The following is a 15352-nucleotide window of genomic DNA, read 5'->3' as shown; positions in this document are numbered from 1 at the left end:
GAGTGGCGGCGGCCCTGTTGGCGAACGTGCTGTACAGCACCGGCTTCGTCCTGGAGAAACGGGCGCTCGCCGCCCTGCCCGAGGTGACGGTCCGTCAACCGGTCAGGCTGCTGCGGCTGGTGCTGGGCAGCCCGTTGTGGATCGGCGGGTCCCTCGCGCTGGCGTCCGGGTTCGGCGCGCAGCTCGCCGTGTACCGGACGCTGCCGATCGCCGCCGCGCAGGGCATCTTCGTGTCCGGCCTGGTGCTGCTCGTGCTGCTGTCCGCCCGCGTGCTCGGCGAGGAGACCAGCGGGCGCGAACGGTACGCGCTCGGGGCGATCCTCGTCGCCCTGTTGATGGTTGTGCTGTCCCTCAAAGAAGGCTCGGACCACGTCAGCCGCAACGCTCCCTACCCGCTGATCCTGTTGGTCTGCGTGCCCTCGCTCGCCGCCGGCGTCTGGCTGTACCGGTCCACCGAGCGCAGCACCGGCCACCGGCACCGGCTGCCCACCACGGGCGTCGAATACGGCGTGGCGGTGGGCCTGTTGTACGGGGTCAGCTCGCTCGCCATCAAGGGTGTGTCGAGCTATCTGACGACAAGTGACCTGGGCGGGGCGGTAGTTGGGCTGCTCCGGTCGCCGTATCCGTATCTCCTCCTCTTCACCGGCGCGTTCGGCCTGGTCATGTCCCAGGCGGCGCTGCAGCGTTGCCGGGCCTCGCTGATCGTGCCGGTCTGCACGACGGTGACCAGTCTGTTCACGGCGGTGCTCGGCACGCTCGCGTTCGGCGAGGCCCTGCCGCACGACCCGCTGCGGCTGGGCCTGCGGATCGGGGGCACTCTCCTGGCGGTCACCGTTCTGCTGACCATGCCGAAGCACGACGACGCGCCTCAACCACCGGCCGAGGCGAAGGAGTTGACACCCCCATGAACCCGGACGACCCCCTGCTGAAGATCCTGGCCTGCCCGCTCGACAAGGGTCCGCTGCACCTGCTCCCCACGGACGCCCTCTACAACCCGCGCCTGCGCCGCCGTTACCCCATCGTCGACGGCATCCCGCAACTGCTGCCCTCGTCCGGCGAGCAAGTGACCGACGACGCCGAGCACTTGGAACTCCTCAAACGGATGGCCCCATGACCCCCACGAACCCAACGGGCCCCGCTCCCCGCACCCTCACCGCCCGCCTCGCGCCCCTCCTCCCCACCCGCCTGGTCGCCGCCACCGCCCGTGCCGTCTACCCCCGCTTCGAGCCCGAACTGGCCCGCCTGACCGACCTGTTGCCACCGGACTGCGGCACGGCGGTCGACGTCGGCGGCTGGTACGGCCCCTGGACGCACCGGCTCTGGAGGCACGCGCGCGAGGTGGTCACCGTAGAACCGGTCCCGCACCTGGCGCGGCTCCTCGAAGCCGCCGCGCCCGCGCACGCCCGGGTGATCCCGGCCGCCGCCTCCGACCGCCCCGGCACCGCCCGCCTGTGGCTGCCGCCGGACGACGAGGGCGACCGGGGCGTGTCCTCCCTGGTCCGCCGGGACATCCACGCCCGCGCCGTGCACGTCCCCTGCGTCACGCTCGACGGCCTGAACCTCCATGACGTCGGCTTCATCAAGATCGACGTCGACGGCAGCGAACTGGCCGTCCTGCACGGCGCGACCGGCCTCCTGACCCGCGACCGCCCCGCGCTCTTCGTCGAACTGGAGTCCCGTATCCAGCCGATCGCCCCGGTGGTGCGGTATCTGTCACTGCTCGGCTACGAGGGCTGGGTCCTCCCGGACCGGAACCGGGACTGGGTCCGGCTCGCGGCCTTCCCCCTGGAGGAGCATCAGGCGCAGACCTCGTACGTCGTCTCCCAGGGGCTGCTGCGCCGGGTGCTGCCCTTCGCGCGCGGGCCCCGTTACGTCAACTCGGTGCTGTTCTTCCCCGACGGCCGCAGCCCCGGTGTCGGGCCCGATGTCAGTGCCGTGCGCGACGATGGATCGCATGCCCGAAGCGAACCGTCCCGCCCGCCCCTTCAGCCCCCTCGACTTCCAACTCGTCCTGCTGCGCCGTATGGCGGACCACAACCCGGACCTGGTCGAGAACGCCCGTCATGAGCTGGGCGTCTCGATCGCCGACATGCGCGAGGCCAACAAGCGCTGGCAGGCCATGCTGCACTCCCCGCGCGGCCGGGCCGCCGCGTCCCGGTACCGGTCGATCCTCGGCACCCCCGAGTCGACGGTGAAGCGCAGGATCGGCGACCTGGACTGCGAGGCGTGGCAGTGGCCGGTCCCCCTCTGGCCCGACCTCCGCTTCGAGGTGCTCACCGCCCCGAACGGCGCCGTGTGGAACGAATGGCTGGTCCGCGCCCCGGGCGCCACGCCCCCGCCCCTCCACACCCTCGACGACCTGACCCCCTGGTCCTGCACGGTCGACGAGGCGGCCCGCGCCTTCGCTCCCGCCCGCCCCCTGGAGGGCACGGCCCCCACCCGCTGGGGCCTCGCCTTCACCGCCCCGGACGCGCAGGGCGTACGCCACCAGTGCGCCGCCGAGTTCACCTGGGGCCTCCTCCAGCGAACGGCGGTCAACGACTGACGATCAGCGACTGGCGGCCGCCCCCAGAATCGCCTCGACCACGGCAGTCAACGACGACTCCGGATGCAGATCGAGGAAGAGGTTCGGCTCGACGAGTTCCAGCTCCATCACACACGGCGCGCCGTCCGGCCCGTCGACGAGGTCCACGCGCGCGTACAGCAGCTCCGGAGCGTCCGGTACGGCGGCCAACGCCCGCTCGGCGACGGAGAGTTCGGCCTCGGTCGCGGTCCACGGCTCCAGGTCCGGGTGGGACACCTTGTCGTCGTCGTACGCCGTCCCGCGCGCCAGCACGGCCCCCTTCCGAGAGGCGTGCACGAACCGCCCGCCGAAGAACAGCAGCGCCCGCTCCCCGCTGACGTCCACATTCGTCAGATACGGCTGCACCATCGCGGTGAGCCCCTCCGCGTGCATGCGCTCCAGCTGTCGTACGGCGGTCCCGTGCTCGTCGGGCGTGTAGCGGGCGGCGAAGCGCGCGCCCGCGCCGGAGGTCGGCTTGACCACGTACTCGTGGTCGTCGGGGAGGTCGGCCGGGTCGCCGGGGGCGAGATAGCGGGTCGGCACGACGGGCACGCCGGCCGCCGCGAGGTCGCCGAGGTAGCGCTTGTCGGTGTTCCACCGCACGACCTGCACCGGATTCGCGAGCCGTGTCGCCTTCGCGGCCCGCTCGGCCCAGGCCACGAACTCGGCGGGGCGCCAGCTGTAGTCCCAGGTGGAGCGGATGAGCACGAGGTCGTACGTGCCCCAGTCGGTCCCGGCGTCGTCCCACGGCACCCCGACGGCCTCGGCCCCGGCCGCCCGCAACGCCTCCACCAGCACCGGGAGGTCACGGTCCTTGCTGGGCTTCGGTCCGGGGTCGTAGGTGGCGAGCGCGATTCGCGGCACGGGGCCTCCATCGTCGTACGGACTGCGGACAGATCCGCAGGTTAACCGGCCGCCCCGCAACCGCGGCAACCGGATTGACCTTCCCCTTTGGTGAAGCCCCAGCATCGGTGACGGAACCGAAACGAGGTCGAGGCGCACATGGGCGGTACGGGAGACATGCTGACGATCGGGGCCTTCGCGCGGGCGTGCAGGCTCTCGCCGAAGGCGCTGCGGCTGTACGACGAGCTGGCGCTGCTGCGGCCGGCCCGCGTGGATCCCGACAGCGGATACCGGTACTACGCGGTGGCACAGCTGGAGCGGGCGCGGCTGGTCGCGTGGCTGCGGCGGCTGGGCATGCCGCTGGCGGACATCCGCGCGGTGTGTGCTCTCGAACCGGCCGCCGCCGCCCGCGAGATCCGTGCCTTCTGGGCCCGGGTCGAGGCGGAGACGGCGGTGCGGCGGGATCTCGCCGGGTTCCTCGTCGACCATCTCGCGGCCGCTACAGCCGTACCGGGAAAGGACACCACCATGCTGGAACTGCGTTACGCCGCCCACTCGGACCGCGGCCTGGTCCGCCCCTCCAACCAGGACACCGCGTACGCGGGCACGCGGCTGCTCGCGGTCGCCGACGGGTTCGGCCCGGCGGGCGCGCCCGCGAGCGGCGCGGCGGTGGAGGCGCTGCGCTTCCTGGACACCGAGGAGGTACCGGCGGGCAATGTGCTCAACCTCCTGGAGGAGGCGGTACGGGGCGCCACCGACGCGGTCCGTGACGTGGCCGATCCCGCCGAGAACGGCACGACCCTGACCGCGCTGCTGTGGACGGGCTCGAAGCTGGCGCTCGTGCACATCGGGGACTCGCGCGCGTATCTGCTGCGCGACGGCGGCCTGTTCCGGATCACCCACGACCACTCGGTCGTCCAGTCGCTGATCGACGAGGGCCGGCTGACGCCGGAGGAGGCCGGCTCCCACCCCCAACGCGCCATGCTGCTCAAGGCGTTGACGAACGGCACCCCCGATCTGAAACTCCACGACACCCGCCGCGGCGACCGCTACCTCCTGTGCTCGGACGGCCTGACCGCGGTCGTCCCGGAGCACCGGATCCGCGAACTCCTCACCGCGAGCCCGGAACCGGAGGAGGCGGTACGGGCCCTGGTCGACGCGGCGAACGAGGCCGGGGGTCCGGACAACGTCAGCTGTGTGGTGGCGGACGTGGTGTAGGAACGGGGGTGTCCCCGGCACCTGGGGACCGTTGCCCCGACGGCTAAGGAGTGCGCCGCGTGTCCACCCTCTTCCCGGCCCTGACCAACCCGGGCGAGCAGCCCGCTCTCCGGTTCGGCGACCGGTCCCTGACCTACGCGGAGCTGGCCGCGGCGGCGGACGCCCTCGCGGCCCGGTGCGCGGGTACCGGCCGGGTCGCCGTCTGGGCCACCCCCTCGCTGGAGACGGCCGTAGCCGTGATCGCCGTGCTGCGGGCGGGAGTCGCGGCCGTCCCCCTCAACCCGAAGTCGGGCGAGAAGGAACTCGGCCACATCCTCTCCGACAGCGCCCCGACCCTGATCCTGGCCGCACCGGGTGATGAACTCCCGTCTCCGCTACGGCACTTGGAGCGCGTCGACGTCGAGGTGCGGGCTGCCGGGGTGGACGGTCCCGACGTCTCCCCCGACGACGACGACCCGGCTCTCGTCGTCTACACCTCCGGCACCACCGGCCCGCCCAAGGGCGCCGTCATCCCGCGCCGGGCGATCGCCTCCACTCTGGACGCCCTCGCGGACGCCTGGGAGTGGACCGGCGACGACGTCCTCGTGCACGGGCTGCCGCTGTTCCATGTGCACGGGCTGGTGCTGGGGATCCTGGGCCCGCTGCGGCGCGGCGGTTCGGTGCGGCACCTCGGCAGGTTCAGCACGGAGGGCGTGGCACGGGAGTTGAACGACGGCGCGACCATGATGTTCGGCGTCCCGACGATGTACCACCGCATCGCCGAGACCCTCCCCGACGACCCTGAACTCGCCAAGTCCCTAGGCCGCGCCCGCCTGTTGGTCTCCGGCTCGGCCGCGCTCCCGGTCCACGACCACGAACGCATCACGTCGGCGACCGGCCGCCGCGTGATCGAGCGCTACGGCATGACGGAGACCCTCATGAACACCAGCGTCCGGGCGGACGGTGAGCCGCGCGCCGGAACGGTCGGAGTCCCCCTGCCCGGTGTGGAGTTGCGGCTGGTCGAGGAGGACGGCACACCTCTTCCCTTGTACGACGGTGAGAGCGTGGGCGAGATCCAGGTGCGCGGCCCGAACCTCTTCACCGAGTACCTCAACCGGCCCGACGCCACGGCCGCCGCCTTCACCGCCGACGGCTGGTTCCGCACCGGCGACATGGCCGTGCGCGACCCCGACGGCTACGTCAGGATCGTCGGCCGCAAGGCCACCGACCTGATCAAGAGCGGGGGTTACAAGATCGGCGCGGGCGAGATCGAGAACGCGCTCCTCGAACACCCCGGCGTCCGCGAGGCCGCCGTCACCGGCGAACCGGACCCCGACCTGGGCGAGCGGGTGGTGGCCTGGATCGTGCCGAGCGACCCCCAATCCCCGCCACAGCTGGCCGAGTTGGCCGACCATGTGGCAAGCCGCCTCGCGCCGCACAAGCGCCCCCGCGTCGTCCACCACATCACGGAACTCCCCCGCAACGACATGGGGAAGATCCTGAAGCGTTCCCTGACCCATGACTGACCGCCTGTCCGCGCGCGAGACCCTGGCCCTCGTCACGGACGACACCACCTTCACCGAACTCCCGTACCCGGCAAGGGAGTCCAAGCCCGACGGCCCTCTCGCCTGGCAGGGCTACGACGCCTCGCGCGCCCGCGCCGCCGACCGCACGGGTGAGTCGGAGTCGGTGATCTGCGGCACGGCGACGGTGTCGGGCACGCAAGCGGTGCTGATCGCCTTCGAGTTCGGCTACCTCGGCGGCTCGCTCGGCGAACGCACCGGGGACCGTCTGGAGGCGGCGTACACGTACGCCCGTGAACACCGGCTGCCGGTCGTGCCGTTGGTCGCCACCGGTGGCAGCCGGATGCAGGAGGGCATGATCGCCCTCACCCAACTCCAGCGCGTGGCACGCCAGTCGGTACTCACGAGGGAGGCCGGCCTCCCCCAGATCGCGGTACTGCGCGACCCGACCACGGGCGGCGGCTGGGCCACGCTCGGCGCGGGCGCCGATGTGATCCTGGCCCTGCCGGGCGCCCAGGTCGGCTTCGCGGGCTCCCGCGTCCGACCCCCGGACGCGGACCCGACGGCCTACACCGCCGAGGCCCAGGTGGCGGCGGGCGCGGCCGACGCGGTCGTAGAACCGGAGCAGTTGAAGGAGACCCTGGGGAGGTGGTTGCGGCTGCTGACCACGCCGTGGGGCGGGCAGGCGCCGGTGCCTGCGGCGCTCGACCGGTCGACTCAGCACACCCTGGCCGGTCCATCGACGACCGCGCGGGACGCGGTGCAGGACGCCGGATCGGCCCAGCACACCAACGTCGACCTCCCGAGCACCGAACGGGACGCGGTGGAAGACTTCGGACTGGCCCAGCACAGCGGCACCGACCTCCCGGAGAGCGCGCGAGGCGCGGCAGAGGACTCCGGACCGGCCCGGCATGCCGAAGCCGACCTCCCGGGGATCGGGCGGGATGCAGAGCGGCGCGACCGGTCGACTCAGCGCACGCCGGCCGGCCCACCAGTGCCGGCGCAAGAGGCCGTGCAGCGCGTCGCGGCCGATCTCCCGGCCACCGGATGGGAGGCCGTGCAGCGCGCCCGTTCGCCTCAACGCCCCCGCGCGGCAAGCTACTTGGATGCCTACTTCACTCACCGGCTCGCGATCAGCGGCGACCGGTGCGGGGGCACCGACGCGGGCATGCTGTGCGGGTTCGGGGAGCGGGAGGGGCGGACGGTCGCGTATGCCGCGCAGGCGGGGACGGCGACCCGTCCCGCCGGTTATCGCACCGCCGCCCGGCTGATCCGGCTCGCGGGCCGGCTCGGCATCCCGGTGCTGACGCTGGTGGACACCCCGGGTGCGGCGAACGACGCCGAGGCGGAACGGCAGGGCGCGGGCGCGGCGATCGCCGACCTGTTCGGCGCGGTGGCGTCAGCCCGGACTCCGCTGACCACTCTCCTGATCGGCGAGGGCGGTTCCGGCGGCGCGTTGGCGCTGGCCGCGCCGGGCAACACCTGGGCCACACCGGACAGTTACTTCTCGGTGATCGCCCCGGAGTCGGCCGCCGCGATCCTGAAGCGGCCGCCGGAGGAGGCGGCGTCGACGGCTGACCAACTCCACATCCGGCCGCAGGACTTGGCGGAGTTGGGCGTGATCCGGACGCGGCCGGTGTGAGCGGCGGCGCCGTCTCCCCTCCCAAGGAGACGGCGCCGCCCGTCTGCGTTACCGGACTCCCACCGCCCGGATGATCTCCTGTCGGACCGAACCGCCCTGGTCGTCGGTCGCGGTGGCCCGCAGCGAGATGTACTGAGCATCCCGGGGCACGGTGAGGGTGCCGCGCCACGACGCATGGCCGCCGGTGAGCTTCACCGTCCGCCACGACTTCCCGTCGTCGTACGACACTTGGAGCGTGCCGCCGACGATCGTCCCCGTGTCCGGCGCGCCCACCACGTACGCGGCGCTGATCCCGACCGGCACCCGGCCGCCGCCCCGCACATCGCCCGCGAGGTCGGTGTCGATGTCGAAGGCGAGGTTGAGGAGGGGCAGGAAGGTCCAGCGATCGGCAGGCGTGGCCAAGGAGTTGAAGGTCCACTCGGCGTGACCCCGCGTGGAGAGTTCCCAGCGGGCGGGGTCGAGGGCGGTGTCGGTGACGACCTTGTAGGTGTGTTCGTCGGCGGGCGCGTCCCAGTCGTAGGCGCCGGAGCTCGTGCGGCTGTCGACCAGGGTGCCGTCCCGGTACACCTGGGTGGTCTGGGTCATGCCGCTGTCGGCGCTCCACGCATCGCCGAATCCGGTGTGGTCGGGCCCGGAGTCGCCCCAGCCCGGAGTGTTGAACTGGAGCTGGTTTCCCGACCGTTGCTGCCCCCACCCGAGCCCGGTGCCGAGCCATGGATGCCACACGGGCTTGAACCAGTCGAGGGTGCGATGCGTCCCGCCCGTGTACTGGACCAGCCCGCTGCGCTCCTCCAGCGTGCCGTCCCCGACCGTCACGGACTCCGACCAGCGCTGGCCGGGGCCGGTCGACACGTAGTCCGTCCGCTCGGCCGGATAGTCGATCCGCTCCCGGAAACCGAGCCCGATGGGGAAGGCATCGGTGATCGAGTAACGGAACTCCCCGCCGCTCATCGGCTTCGCCGCGTGGAACTTCGTGTCCAGGACCGCGAGTTGACGACTGCTGGGCGCGTAGGTCAGGTCGGCGTCCGGGATCGCGCCCTGGTGTCCCGCTGAAAGGTCGTACGTGTAGGGCGTGTTGCGCGTCCCCGTCATGTCGACCGTCTTCGCCGCCCGCAACCGTGCCGCGTCGGCCGCGTTCACCGAGGCGATCTGGAGCGTGCGGTCGGAACCGTCGTCCGCTCCCCACCAGGCGCTGAGCCGCCCGGCCATGTCGTCCGTCACGAACAACGCCTTGGCGCCCGCGTCTTGGGCGGCCTGCGCGAGCGCGACCGGATCGGCGCCTTCGCCATCGCCGTCGGCGAGGTGGGCGAGCACCGCGCGTCCCCGGACGGCACCGGTGACGGGACCGTCCCCCACATCCACCAACGGCAGCCGACTGTGCCCCTCGATCAGCGTGCCACCCGACTGCACGACGGCCTCACCGACCCCCTTGACCTCCAGCAGCGGCTTCCCGAGCCGCCACACGGTCCGGAACTCGAAGCTGCCCTGGGTGACCTTGTCCGTCGGGGCCGCGAACACGCTGTCGTACATCACCGGCACCTGGACGGCGCCGAAGAGATCGGAGCCGTTCGCGTTCCGGTCGTACTCCATGACCAACTGCCGTGTCTCTGTGTGCTGTTGGACCCTCGCGGAGACCTCTCTGAGCCGCCGCCCGTCCAGGGTGACCTCGCGATCCCGGTCGAGGGTGATCTGCGGCGCCGCGAGGAAACCGAGCCCGAGCGAGTCGGCGCCGTGGCTGCCGCGCACGTCGAGGAACGAGGTCAGGCTGTAAGTCCCGGGCTGGAGGCGGAGTTTGAGCGTCCCGGAGTCGCCGACAGCCTCCGGGTACGGGTCGTAACCCTGCGCCAGCCGCTGCACCACCAGGTCGGCGGCCGTGGCAGCCCCGTCCCGGTCCTTCACGTGGACGGTGAGCGTGTACCGCTCCTCCTCCTTGACCAGCCCGAACGCCGTGTGGGCTACGGGAGTTCCGGCGATGGAGGCGGCAACCTGCCCGCTGGTGTTCCCGACCTCGGCCTTCGCGCCGTCGCCGGTGAGGGTGGTGGAGGCGGTGCCGTGCGCCGGCACGGTGAGGGTGGAGTCGGCGAGGGTGGCGACACCGGCCGGGGCGCCCTGGACGGCAAGGCTCAAGTGGGCATCGGCGTCAGATGAGTTGGCGTAGGTGAGGGTCTTGGTGACCGGCTTGTTCGCGTCGTACGGCCAGCTGTAGAAGCCTAGGCCGGCGCTGCCGGTGGCGGCGATCCGGGCGTCCACGGCATCGGGCACGTTCACCCGCCCGGCGCCCAACTCGTACACGGACGCGTCGAGTTGCCTGGACGTGGACATCAACGCGTCCTTGAGCCGCGCGCCGGTCCAGTCGGGATGCTCCTGGGCGAGCAGCGCGGCCACCCCCGCCACATGCGGCGTCGCCATCGACGTACCGCTCATCGAGGTGTAGTACCCACTGCCGTCGACGAGTTGGGAGCGCGCGGCGAGGATGTCGACGCCGGGTGCGGAGAGGTCGGGCTTGAGGGCGTTGTCGCCGTAGCGCGGTCCGGTGCTGGTGAAGTAGGCGGCCTGGTCGTTCGCGTCGACGGCGCCGACGGTGAGCGCGGAGTCGGCGGCGCCGGGTGAGCCGATGGAGGAGGGGGTGCCGGTGTTGCCCGCAGCGATGACGAAGAGGGCGCCGGTCTCCTGGGAGAGGGTGTTCACGGCTTGGGCCATGGGGTCGGTGCCGTCGCTGGGTTCGGTCGAACCGAGGCTCATGGAAACGACCTTGGCGTGCACGTCCCGCGCGGCCCACTCCATCCCGGCGATGATCTGCGACTCGCTCCCGGACCCCTGGTCGCTGAGCACCTTGCCCACGGCGAGGGTGGCGTCCGGGGCAACTCCCTTCTCCTGTCCGGCGGATGCGGCTCCGCTGCCACCGACGGTGGAGGTGACGTGCGTGCCGTGTCCGTTGCGGTCGGCGACGTCCTCGCCGTCGATGAAGCTCTTGGTGACGGAGACCCGTTGGGCGAGGTCGGGATGCGAGAGGTCAACTCCCGTGTCCAGTACGGCGACTGTGACGCCCTTGCCGGTCAGCCCGGCCTCCCAGGCGTGCGCCGTACCGATCTGCGCGTTGCTCTCGGCCATGTCGGCGGTCACCCGCCCGTCCAGCCAGACCTTCCGCACCCCGTCCTGCCGGGTGAACGCGCTCCAGAACCCGCGCCCCTTGTCCGCGTCGACGGCGGCCCCGCGCACACTCGCGAGCGTCCGCGTCCGCTCGGCGCCGCGTGGGGTCGCGGCCTGTGCCACCTTGTCGTACGTCACGATCAGCGGCAGTTCGGCGGTCTTCTGATCGGCGAGCCCCTGCCGCAGCAGCTCGCTCACGTCGAAGAGGCGCCGGTCGAGGGTGCCCGCCCGCAGATAGGGGAGAGCCTCGTCCGGTACGACGGTTATGGCGCCGTTCGCCATCTGGGTGCGGACGGCTCCGGTGGCGCCCTGGGCGCGCTCGACGCTCACGGTCTTCCGGCCGCCCGTGAGGTCGGTGACGGTGACCTTGTCGCCGGTGACGAGGGTGACGGTACGGGTGGGACTCGTGGTGGGGGTGGTGTTCGTGGCCGGGGTGGCGGTGGCCGCCTGTGCCTGTGCCGCCGGCAGCAGTGCGACCACGAGCCCGGCCGACAGCAGTACCGCCCCGCGTCTGACTGGTCCTCTGCTTCCTCTGCTCATGCACGCCCCTCTTCGTCGAACCGCCGAGTTGTCGAGTCGTCGAGTGCTGCGAAGAGTGTCGTGTCCCTTGTGGCGCAAGGGAGTTGAATGGGGCTGGCGGATTGACGCCCCGGCGGTTTCCCGCCAACGCGGTGTCACGAGGACGTCCCCCACTGCCCCTTACGCGTTCTTTAACTCGGTGATTACGGACAAATACCCCCATTCAGCGGCACCCCACCCGGCCCACCACAAGGCGCGCCCGCTCCCTCACCCCCGCACGATGCGAAAGAGGCCCGCCGCCCGGCGAAGCCCCGGTCCGCGCTCTCGGGAGAACCTGCCATGACCGTCAGTCTGGAGCAGTTGCGACGCTGCCATTTCGCCGTCGACCTGGGTGCCGCCCGTACCCGTGTCTACGTCAAGGGCGCCGGGCTCGTCGTCGACCAGCCGTCCGCCGCCGCCGTGAACACGCGGACCGGCGCGCTGATCGCCGTAGGAGAGTTCGCGGAGAAGATGACGGGCCGTACGCCCGACTACATCCGGGTGGTCCGGCCCGTGTCCGGCGGGACGGTCGTCGACATCGAGATGGCGCAGCGCATGCTGCGGCACCTGATCGGCGACAAGGTGCGCCGCGCGCTGCGCCGCAAGCCCCGGCTGCGGGCCGCGGCCTGCACCCCGCACGACGCCGATCCGCTGGCGCAGCGGGCAGCGATCGAGACGCTGGTCGGGCTCGGGGCGCGCCGGGTGGAGCTGGTCGACACGCTGATCGCCGCCGCGGTCGGCTGCGGGCTGCCCGTCGAGCGGCCCGAGGCGACCATGATCATGGTGTGCGGGGCCGCCGCGACGCAGGTCGCCGTGCTCTCCCTCGGCTCGATCGTGACCGCCGAACGCATCCCGGTGGGCGGTGAGGCCGTGGACCACGCGATCGTCCAACACCTGCGCCACGAGCACGAGTTGATGCTCCCGAGCCAGTCCGTACGACCGCTGCAGGTCGCCCTGTCCGGCAACGGTCTCACCCCGCACGGCCCGACCACCACGGAGATCCACGGGCGGGACGTGGCGAGCGGTCTCGCGCGTTCCGTACGGGTCGACACCGCGGCCGTACGGGACGCGATCGAGACCCCGCTGACCGCCGTGCTCGACGGGATCGGCCGGGTGCTGCGCAACTGCCCGCCGGACCTGGTGGCCGACCTCGCGGACCGCGGGATCATGATGGTCGGCGGCAGCGCGCTGCTCCCCGGCTTCGACCAGATGCTGCGCGCGGCGACCGGGATGCCGGTGCACATCGCCGAGCGGCCGGACGTGTGTGCCGTACAGGGCCTGGGTTACATGCTGGAGGGCAAGATCGAGCCGCTGGTCCTGGACCCGCTGGCCACCACCTGAGCCGGGACCGGGCCGATCCGCGTGACGGCGTCCCCGACCTCTCCCGCCTCCTCGAAGCCGTCCTGAGCGTCGGTTCCGAGCTCGAACTGCGCACCACGCTCCAGCACATCGTGGACGGCGCCGCCGAGCTGACCGGCGCGCGGTACGCGGCGCTCGGCACCACGGACCCCGGGCAGGACGGCCTCACCGAGATCCGCACGGGCGGGGCCGAGCCGCCGCCCGCGGGGGTGCTCAGCGTGCCGATCCACGTTCACGACGAGGTGTTCGGCCACCTCCACCTGGCCGGTAAGCACCACTCCGCCCCCTTCACCGCCGAGGACGAGCAGCTCCTGCACGTCCTCGCCGCCCAGGCCGGCATCGCGATCGGCAACGCCCGCCTGTACGAGACGGCCCGCCAGCGCGAACGCTGGATCGAGGGCGCGGCGGCCGTCACCACCGCCCTGCTCACCGGCGAGACCGCGGCCGACGCGCTGAAGACGGTCGCGGAGGGCGCGCGGGCCCTCGCCGACGCCGCCGCGGGCGTGATCCTGCAGCGCACGGCTGCCGGCGGCATGGAGATCGTGACCGCGTCCGCCCACGACGACCCGGGCGACATCGTCGGTACGACCATCGAGCCCGGCAGCCCCGTCCTGGTCCAACTCCTGGGCGGCGAACCGGTGTTCATCGACGACTCGGCGACCGACCCACGCATGACGACGCATGTACGGCACCGGTTCGGCCCCAGCATGATGCTCCCGCTCCAGGCGGACGGCCGCCTCATCGGCACCCTGGCTCTCCCGCGCCGCCCGGGCGACCGCCCCTACACGGCCGTAGAACGCCTGCTGGCAACGCAGTTCGCGTCCCAGGCCGCGCTCGCGCTGGTCCTGGCCGACGCGCAGCACAGCCGGGAGCGCCTCGCGGTGTACGAGGACCGCGACCGCATCGCCCGTGATCTGCACGACCTGGTCGTCCAACGCCTGTTCGCCACGGGCATGTTGCTGGAGTCCACCCAGCGCAGGACGGATGAGACCGACCAGGCCCACGAGCTCCTCGGACGTGCCGTGGACGAACTCCAGTCGACGATCCAGGAGGTCCGCACCGCGATCTTCGCCCTGCAACAGCCCCCGGCCGAGGCCCCAACGGGCGTACGCGGCAAGGTACTTCGCGAGGTGGCCGGCGCGTCGGCCGTGCTCGGCTTCCAGCCCTCCACCCGCTTCGAGGGCCCGGTGGACACCGTCGTCCCCGACCAGGTGGCGGCCCACCTCCTCGCCGTCCTCCGCCGCGCCCTCACCACCGCGTCCGGCCGCGCCGACGTGTCCCGTCTGGAGATCACGATCGACGTGACGACGCCCCTGCCGGACGGCCGGGACGCCGTACGACTGAGGGTGTACGACGACGGAGGGACCGGTGACGGCAGCGGCGGCGGTGGCGGTGGCGGCACGACGGTCCGTTGGCAGTCGCCGCTGTGAGAGCGGCGCCGGAGGGGTGTCGGTAGGGCAGGAAGCGGGGTGTCAGTAGGGCAGGATCCGCCCCGACGGCGTCCTGCGGTCGATGGTGTCGTCGCGAGGCGTGATGGGCCGGCGACTGACGCGAACGCGGATCTGTCGGTTCATGGCGCCCTCCCGAGGCTCATATCTCCTATGCCCCTCTCCTATGCCCCACACTCGTCCTCGCGACTCCCAACAACATCAAGTCCGTACGGTGAGACCCATGACGACCACCTTCACCCTGCTGCATCCCGGCGCCATGGGCGCGAGAGTCGGCGGCGAGGCGACCCGTACGGGCACCCGGGTCCTGTACGTCCCGACGGGCCGAAGCCCCGCCAGCCTCCAACGGGCCCGCGAGGCAGGCCTGGAGCCCGCGGAGTCCCTCGAATCCGCCCTGGCCGTAAGCGACTTCGTCCTGTCGGTGTGCCCGCCGCACGCGGCGGAGGAGGTGGCGCGAGAGGTCCTCGGTCACCCCTTCCGGGGCGTGTACGTCGAGGCGAACGCGATCAGCCCGGACCGCACGAGGCGTATCGCGGCGGCGTGCGCGGAACGCGGTGTGCTGATGCTGGACGGCGCGATCGTCGGCGGCCCGCCCGGCCCGGGCAGCGCGCCACGCCTGTACCTGAGCGGCGACGGGGAGCAAGTCGCCCGAGTGGCGGGGTCGTTCGAGGACACGCAGGTCGCGGCCCGCCCCCTGGACTCGGAGGTCGGTGCCGCGTCGGCGCTGAAAATGGCGTACGCGTCGTACCAGAAGTCGGCGCGCGTCCTGGCCGCCGTATCCCACGCCCTTGCCGCGCACCACGGCGTGGCCGCCGAACTCGCCCGTGAGGCAGGCTCGTTGACGTCCAACATCCTCGCCGAGACCGACCAGCTCCCCAGCGTCGCCGCCCGGGCCTGGCGCTGGGCACCGGAGTTGGAGGAGATCGCGGCGACTCTGCGCACGGCGGGACTGCCGGCGGACATGGCGGAGGGCGCGGCGGCGGTGCTGCGCCGGTGGACGGACGACAAGGACGACTACGACCTGCCGCTGGAGGAGGTACTGGCGCACCTGAGGACGGAGGACTGACTC

12 protein-coding genes are annotated in these 15352 nt (G+C 72.2%); 10 read left to right on the top strand and 2 right to left on the bottom strand.

What is annotated here, in order from left to right; all coding sequences use genetic code 11:
* Positions 1 to 2: 2 nt before the first annotated feature.
* The 4 genes from OG504_RS36025 to OG504_RS36010 are packed head-to-tail and all read left to right on the top strand — an operon-like array spanning position 3 to position 2545.
* Entirely contained in the window at positions 3 to 908 is a 906-nt protein-coding gene (locus tag OG504_RS36025) for a hypothetical protein (RefSeq protein ID WP_405996527.1), read from the top strand.
* Positions 905 to 1114 carry a Trm112 family protein gene (locus tag OG504_RS36020; RefSeq protein ID WP_019060261.1) on the top strand — a complete coding sequence of 70 codons (210 nt, stop codon included), beginning with the start codon at positions 905 to 907 and terminating at the stop codon, positions 1112 to 1114. Before OG504_RS36025 ends, OG504_RS36020 begins: the two co-directional genes overlap by 4 nt.
* Positions 1111 to 2067: an FkbM family methyltransferase gene (locus OG504_RS36015; protein WP_405993532.1), complete on the top strand. Its 957-nt coding sequence runs from the start codon at positions 1111 to 1113 to the stop codon at positions 2065 to 2067. The genes OG504_RS36020 and OG504_RS36015 overlap by 4 nt, the downstream gene beginning before the upstream one ends.
* A complete protein-coding gene (locus OG504_RS36010; protein ID WP_405993531.1) occupies positions 1955 to 2545 on the top strand; it encodes a hypothetical protein in 591 nt (196 codons plus the stop codon). The genes OG504_RS36015 and OG504_RS36010 overlap by 113 nt, the downstream gene beginning before the upstream one ends.
* Before the next feature lie 3 nt (positions 2546 to 2548).
* On the opposite strand, the gene OG504_RS36005 is transcribed toward OG504_RS36010, so the two are convergent.
* A complete protein-coding gene (locus OG504_RS36005; protein WP_405993530.1) occupies positions 2549 to 3427 on the bottom strand; it encodes a RimK family alpha-L-glutamate ligase in 879 nt (292 codons plus the stop codon).
* Positions 3428 to 3583: 156 nt separating this feature from the next.
* On the opposite strand from OG504_RS36005, the gene OG504_RS36000 reads away from it, so the two are divergent.
* Genes OG504_RS36000 through OG504_RS35990 form a run of 3 tightly spaced genes read left to right on the top strand, consistent with a single transcriptional unit; the run spans position 3584 to position 7768 of the window.
* Positions 3584 to 4624, top strand: coding sequence for a MerR family transcriptional regulator (locus OG504_RS36000; RefSeq protein WP_405993529.1), 1041 nt, complete (start codon positions 3584 to 3586; stop codon positions 4622 to 4624).
* A gap of 59 nt (positions 4625 to 4683) precedes the next feature.
* The gene (locus OG504_RS35995; RefSeq protein ID WP_405993528.1) at positions 4684 to 6129 is read left to right on the top strand and encodes an acyl-CoA synthetase; all 1446 of its coding nucleotides are present in this window, start codon (positions 4684 to 4686) and stop codon (positions 6127 to 6129) included.
* Positions 6122 to 7768 carry a carboxyl transferase domain-containing protein gene (locus OG504_RS35990; RefSeq protein ID WP_405993527.1) on the top strand — a complete coding sequence of 549 codons (1647 nt, stop codon included), beginning with the start codon at positions 6122 to 6124 and terminating at the stop codon, positions 7766 to 7768. The genes OG504_RS35995 and OG504_RS35990 overlap by 8 nt, the downstream gene beginning before the upstream one ends.
* 48 nt (positions 7769 to 7816) lie before the next feature.
* Here the strand turns inward: OG504_RS35990 and OG504_RS35985 are convergent, their stop codons facing one another.
* Positions 7817 to 11458 carry a S8 family serine peptidase gene (locus OG504_RS35985; protein WP_405993526.1) on the bottom strand — a complete coding sequence of 1214 codons (3642 nt, stop codon included), beginning with the start codon at positions 11456 to 11458 and terminating at the stop codon, positions 7817 to 7819.
* Positions 11459 to 11776: 318 nt separating this feature from the next.
* Here OG504_RS35985 and OG504_RS35980 point away from each other — a divergent pair, with 318 nt between their 5' ends.
* The 3 genes from OG504_RS35980 (at position 11777) to OG504_RS35970 (ending at position 15349) form a co-directional block, all read left to right on the top strand.
* Positions 11777 to 12817, top strand: coding sequence for a rod shape-determining protein (locus OG504_RS35980; RefSeq protein WP_262057666.1), 1041 nt, complete (start codon positions 11777 to 11779; stop codon positions 12815 to 12817).
* Entirely contained in the window at positions 12814 to 14265 is a 1452-nt protein-coding gene (locus tag OG504_RS35975; protein WP_405996526.1) for a GAF domain-containing protein, read from the top strand. The genes OG504_RS35980 and OG504_RS35975 overlap by 4 nt, the downstream gene beginning before the upstream one ends.
* Before the next feature lie 241 nt (positions 14266 to 14506).
* Positions 14507 to 15349, top strand: coding sequence for a DUF1932 domain-containing protein (locus OG504_RS35970; RefSeq protein WP_405993525.1), 843 nt, complete (start codon positions 14507 to 14509; stop codon positions 15347 to 15349).
* Positions 15350 to 15352: the final 3 nt, after the last annotated feature.

The organism is Streptomyces sp. NBC_00986 (genome assembly GCF_045162565.1).
GTDB lineage: Bacteria > Actinomycetota > Actinomycetes > Streptomycetales > Streptomycetaceae > Streptomyces.
This window is presented reverse-complemented; position numbering and strand designations above follow the sequence as displayed.

Excerpts from the sequence above, each read along its gene's own strand:
- OG504_RS35990 (WP_405993527.1), top strand. The coding sequence starts at position 6,122 with ATGACTGACCGCCTGTCCGCGCGCGAGACCCTGGCCCTCGTCACGGAC.
- OG504_RS36000 (WP_405993529.1), top strand. The coding sequence starts at position 3,584 with ATGCTGACGATCGGGGCCTTCGCGCGGGCGTGCAGGCTCTCGCCGAAG.
- OG504_RS35985 (WP_405993526.1), bottom strand. The coding sequence starts at position 11,458 with ATGAGCAGAGGAAGCAGAGGACCAGTCAGACGCGGGGCGGTACTGCTG.
- OG504_RS36010 (WP_405993531.1), top strand. The coding sequence starts at position 1,955 with ATGCCCGAAGCGAACCGTCCCGCCCGCCCCTTCAGCCCCCTCGACTTC.
- OG504_RS36015 (WP_405993532.1), top strand. The coding sequence starts at position 1,111 with ATGACCCCCACGAACCCAACGGGCCCCGCTCCCCGCACCCTCACCGCC.
- OG504_RS35970 (WP_405993525.1), top strand. The coding sequence starts at position 14,507 with ATGACGACCACCTTCACCCTGCTGCATCCCGGCGCCATGGGCGCGAGA.
- OG504_RS35980 (WP_262057666.1), top strand. The coding sequence starts at position 11,777 with ATGACCGTCAGTCTGGAGCAGTTGCGACGCTGCCATTTCGCCGTCGAC.
- OG504_RS36020 (WP_019060261.1), top strand. The coding sequence starts at position 905 with ATGAACCCGGACGACCCCCTGCTGAAGATCCTGGCCTGCCCGCTCGAC.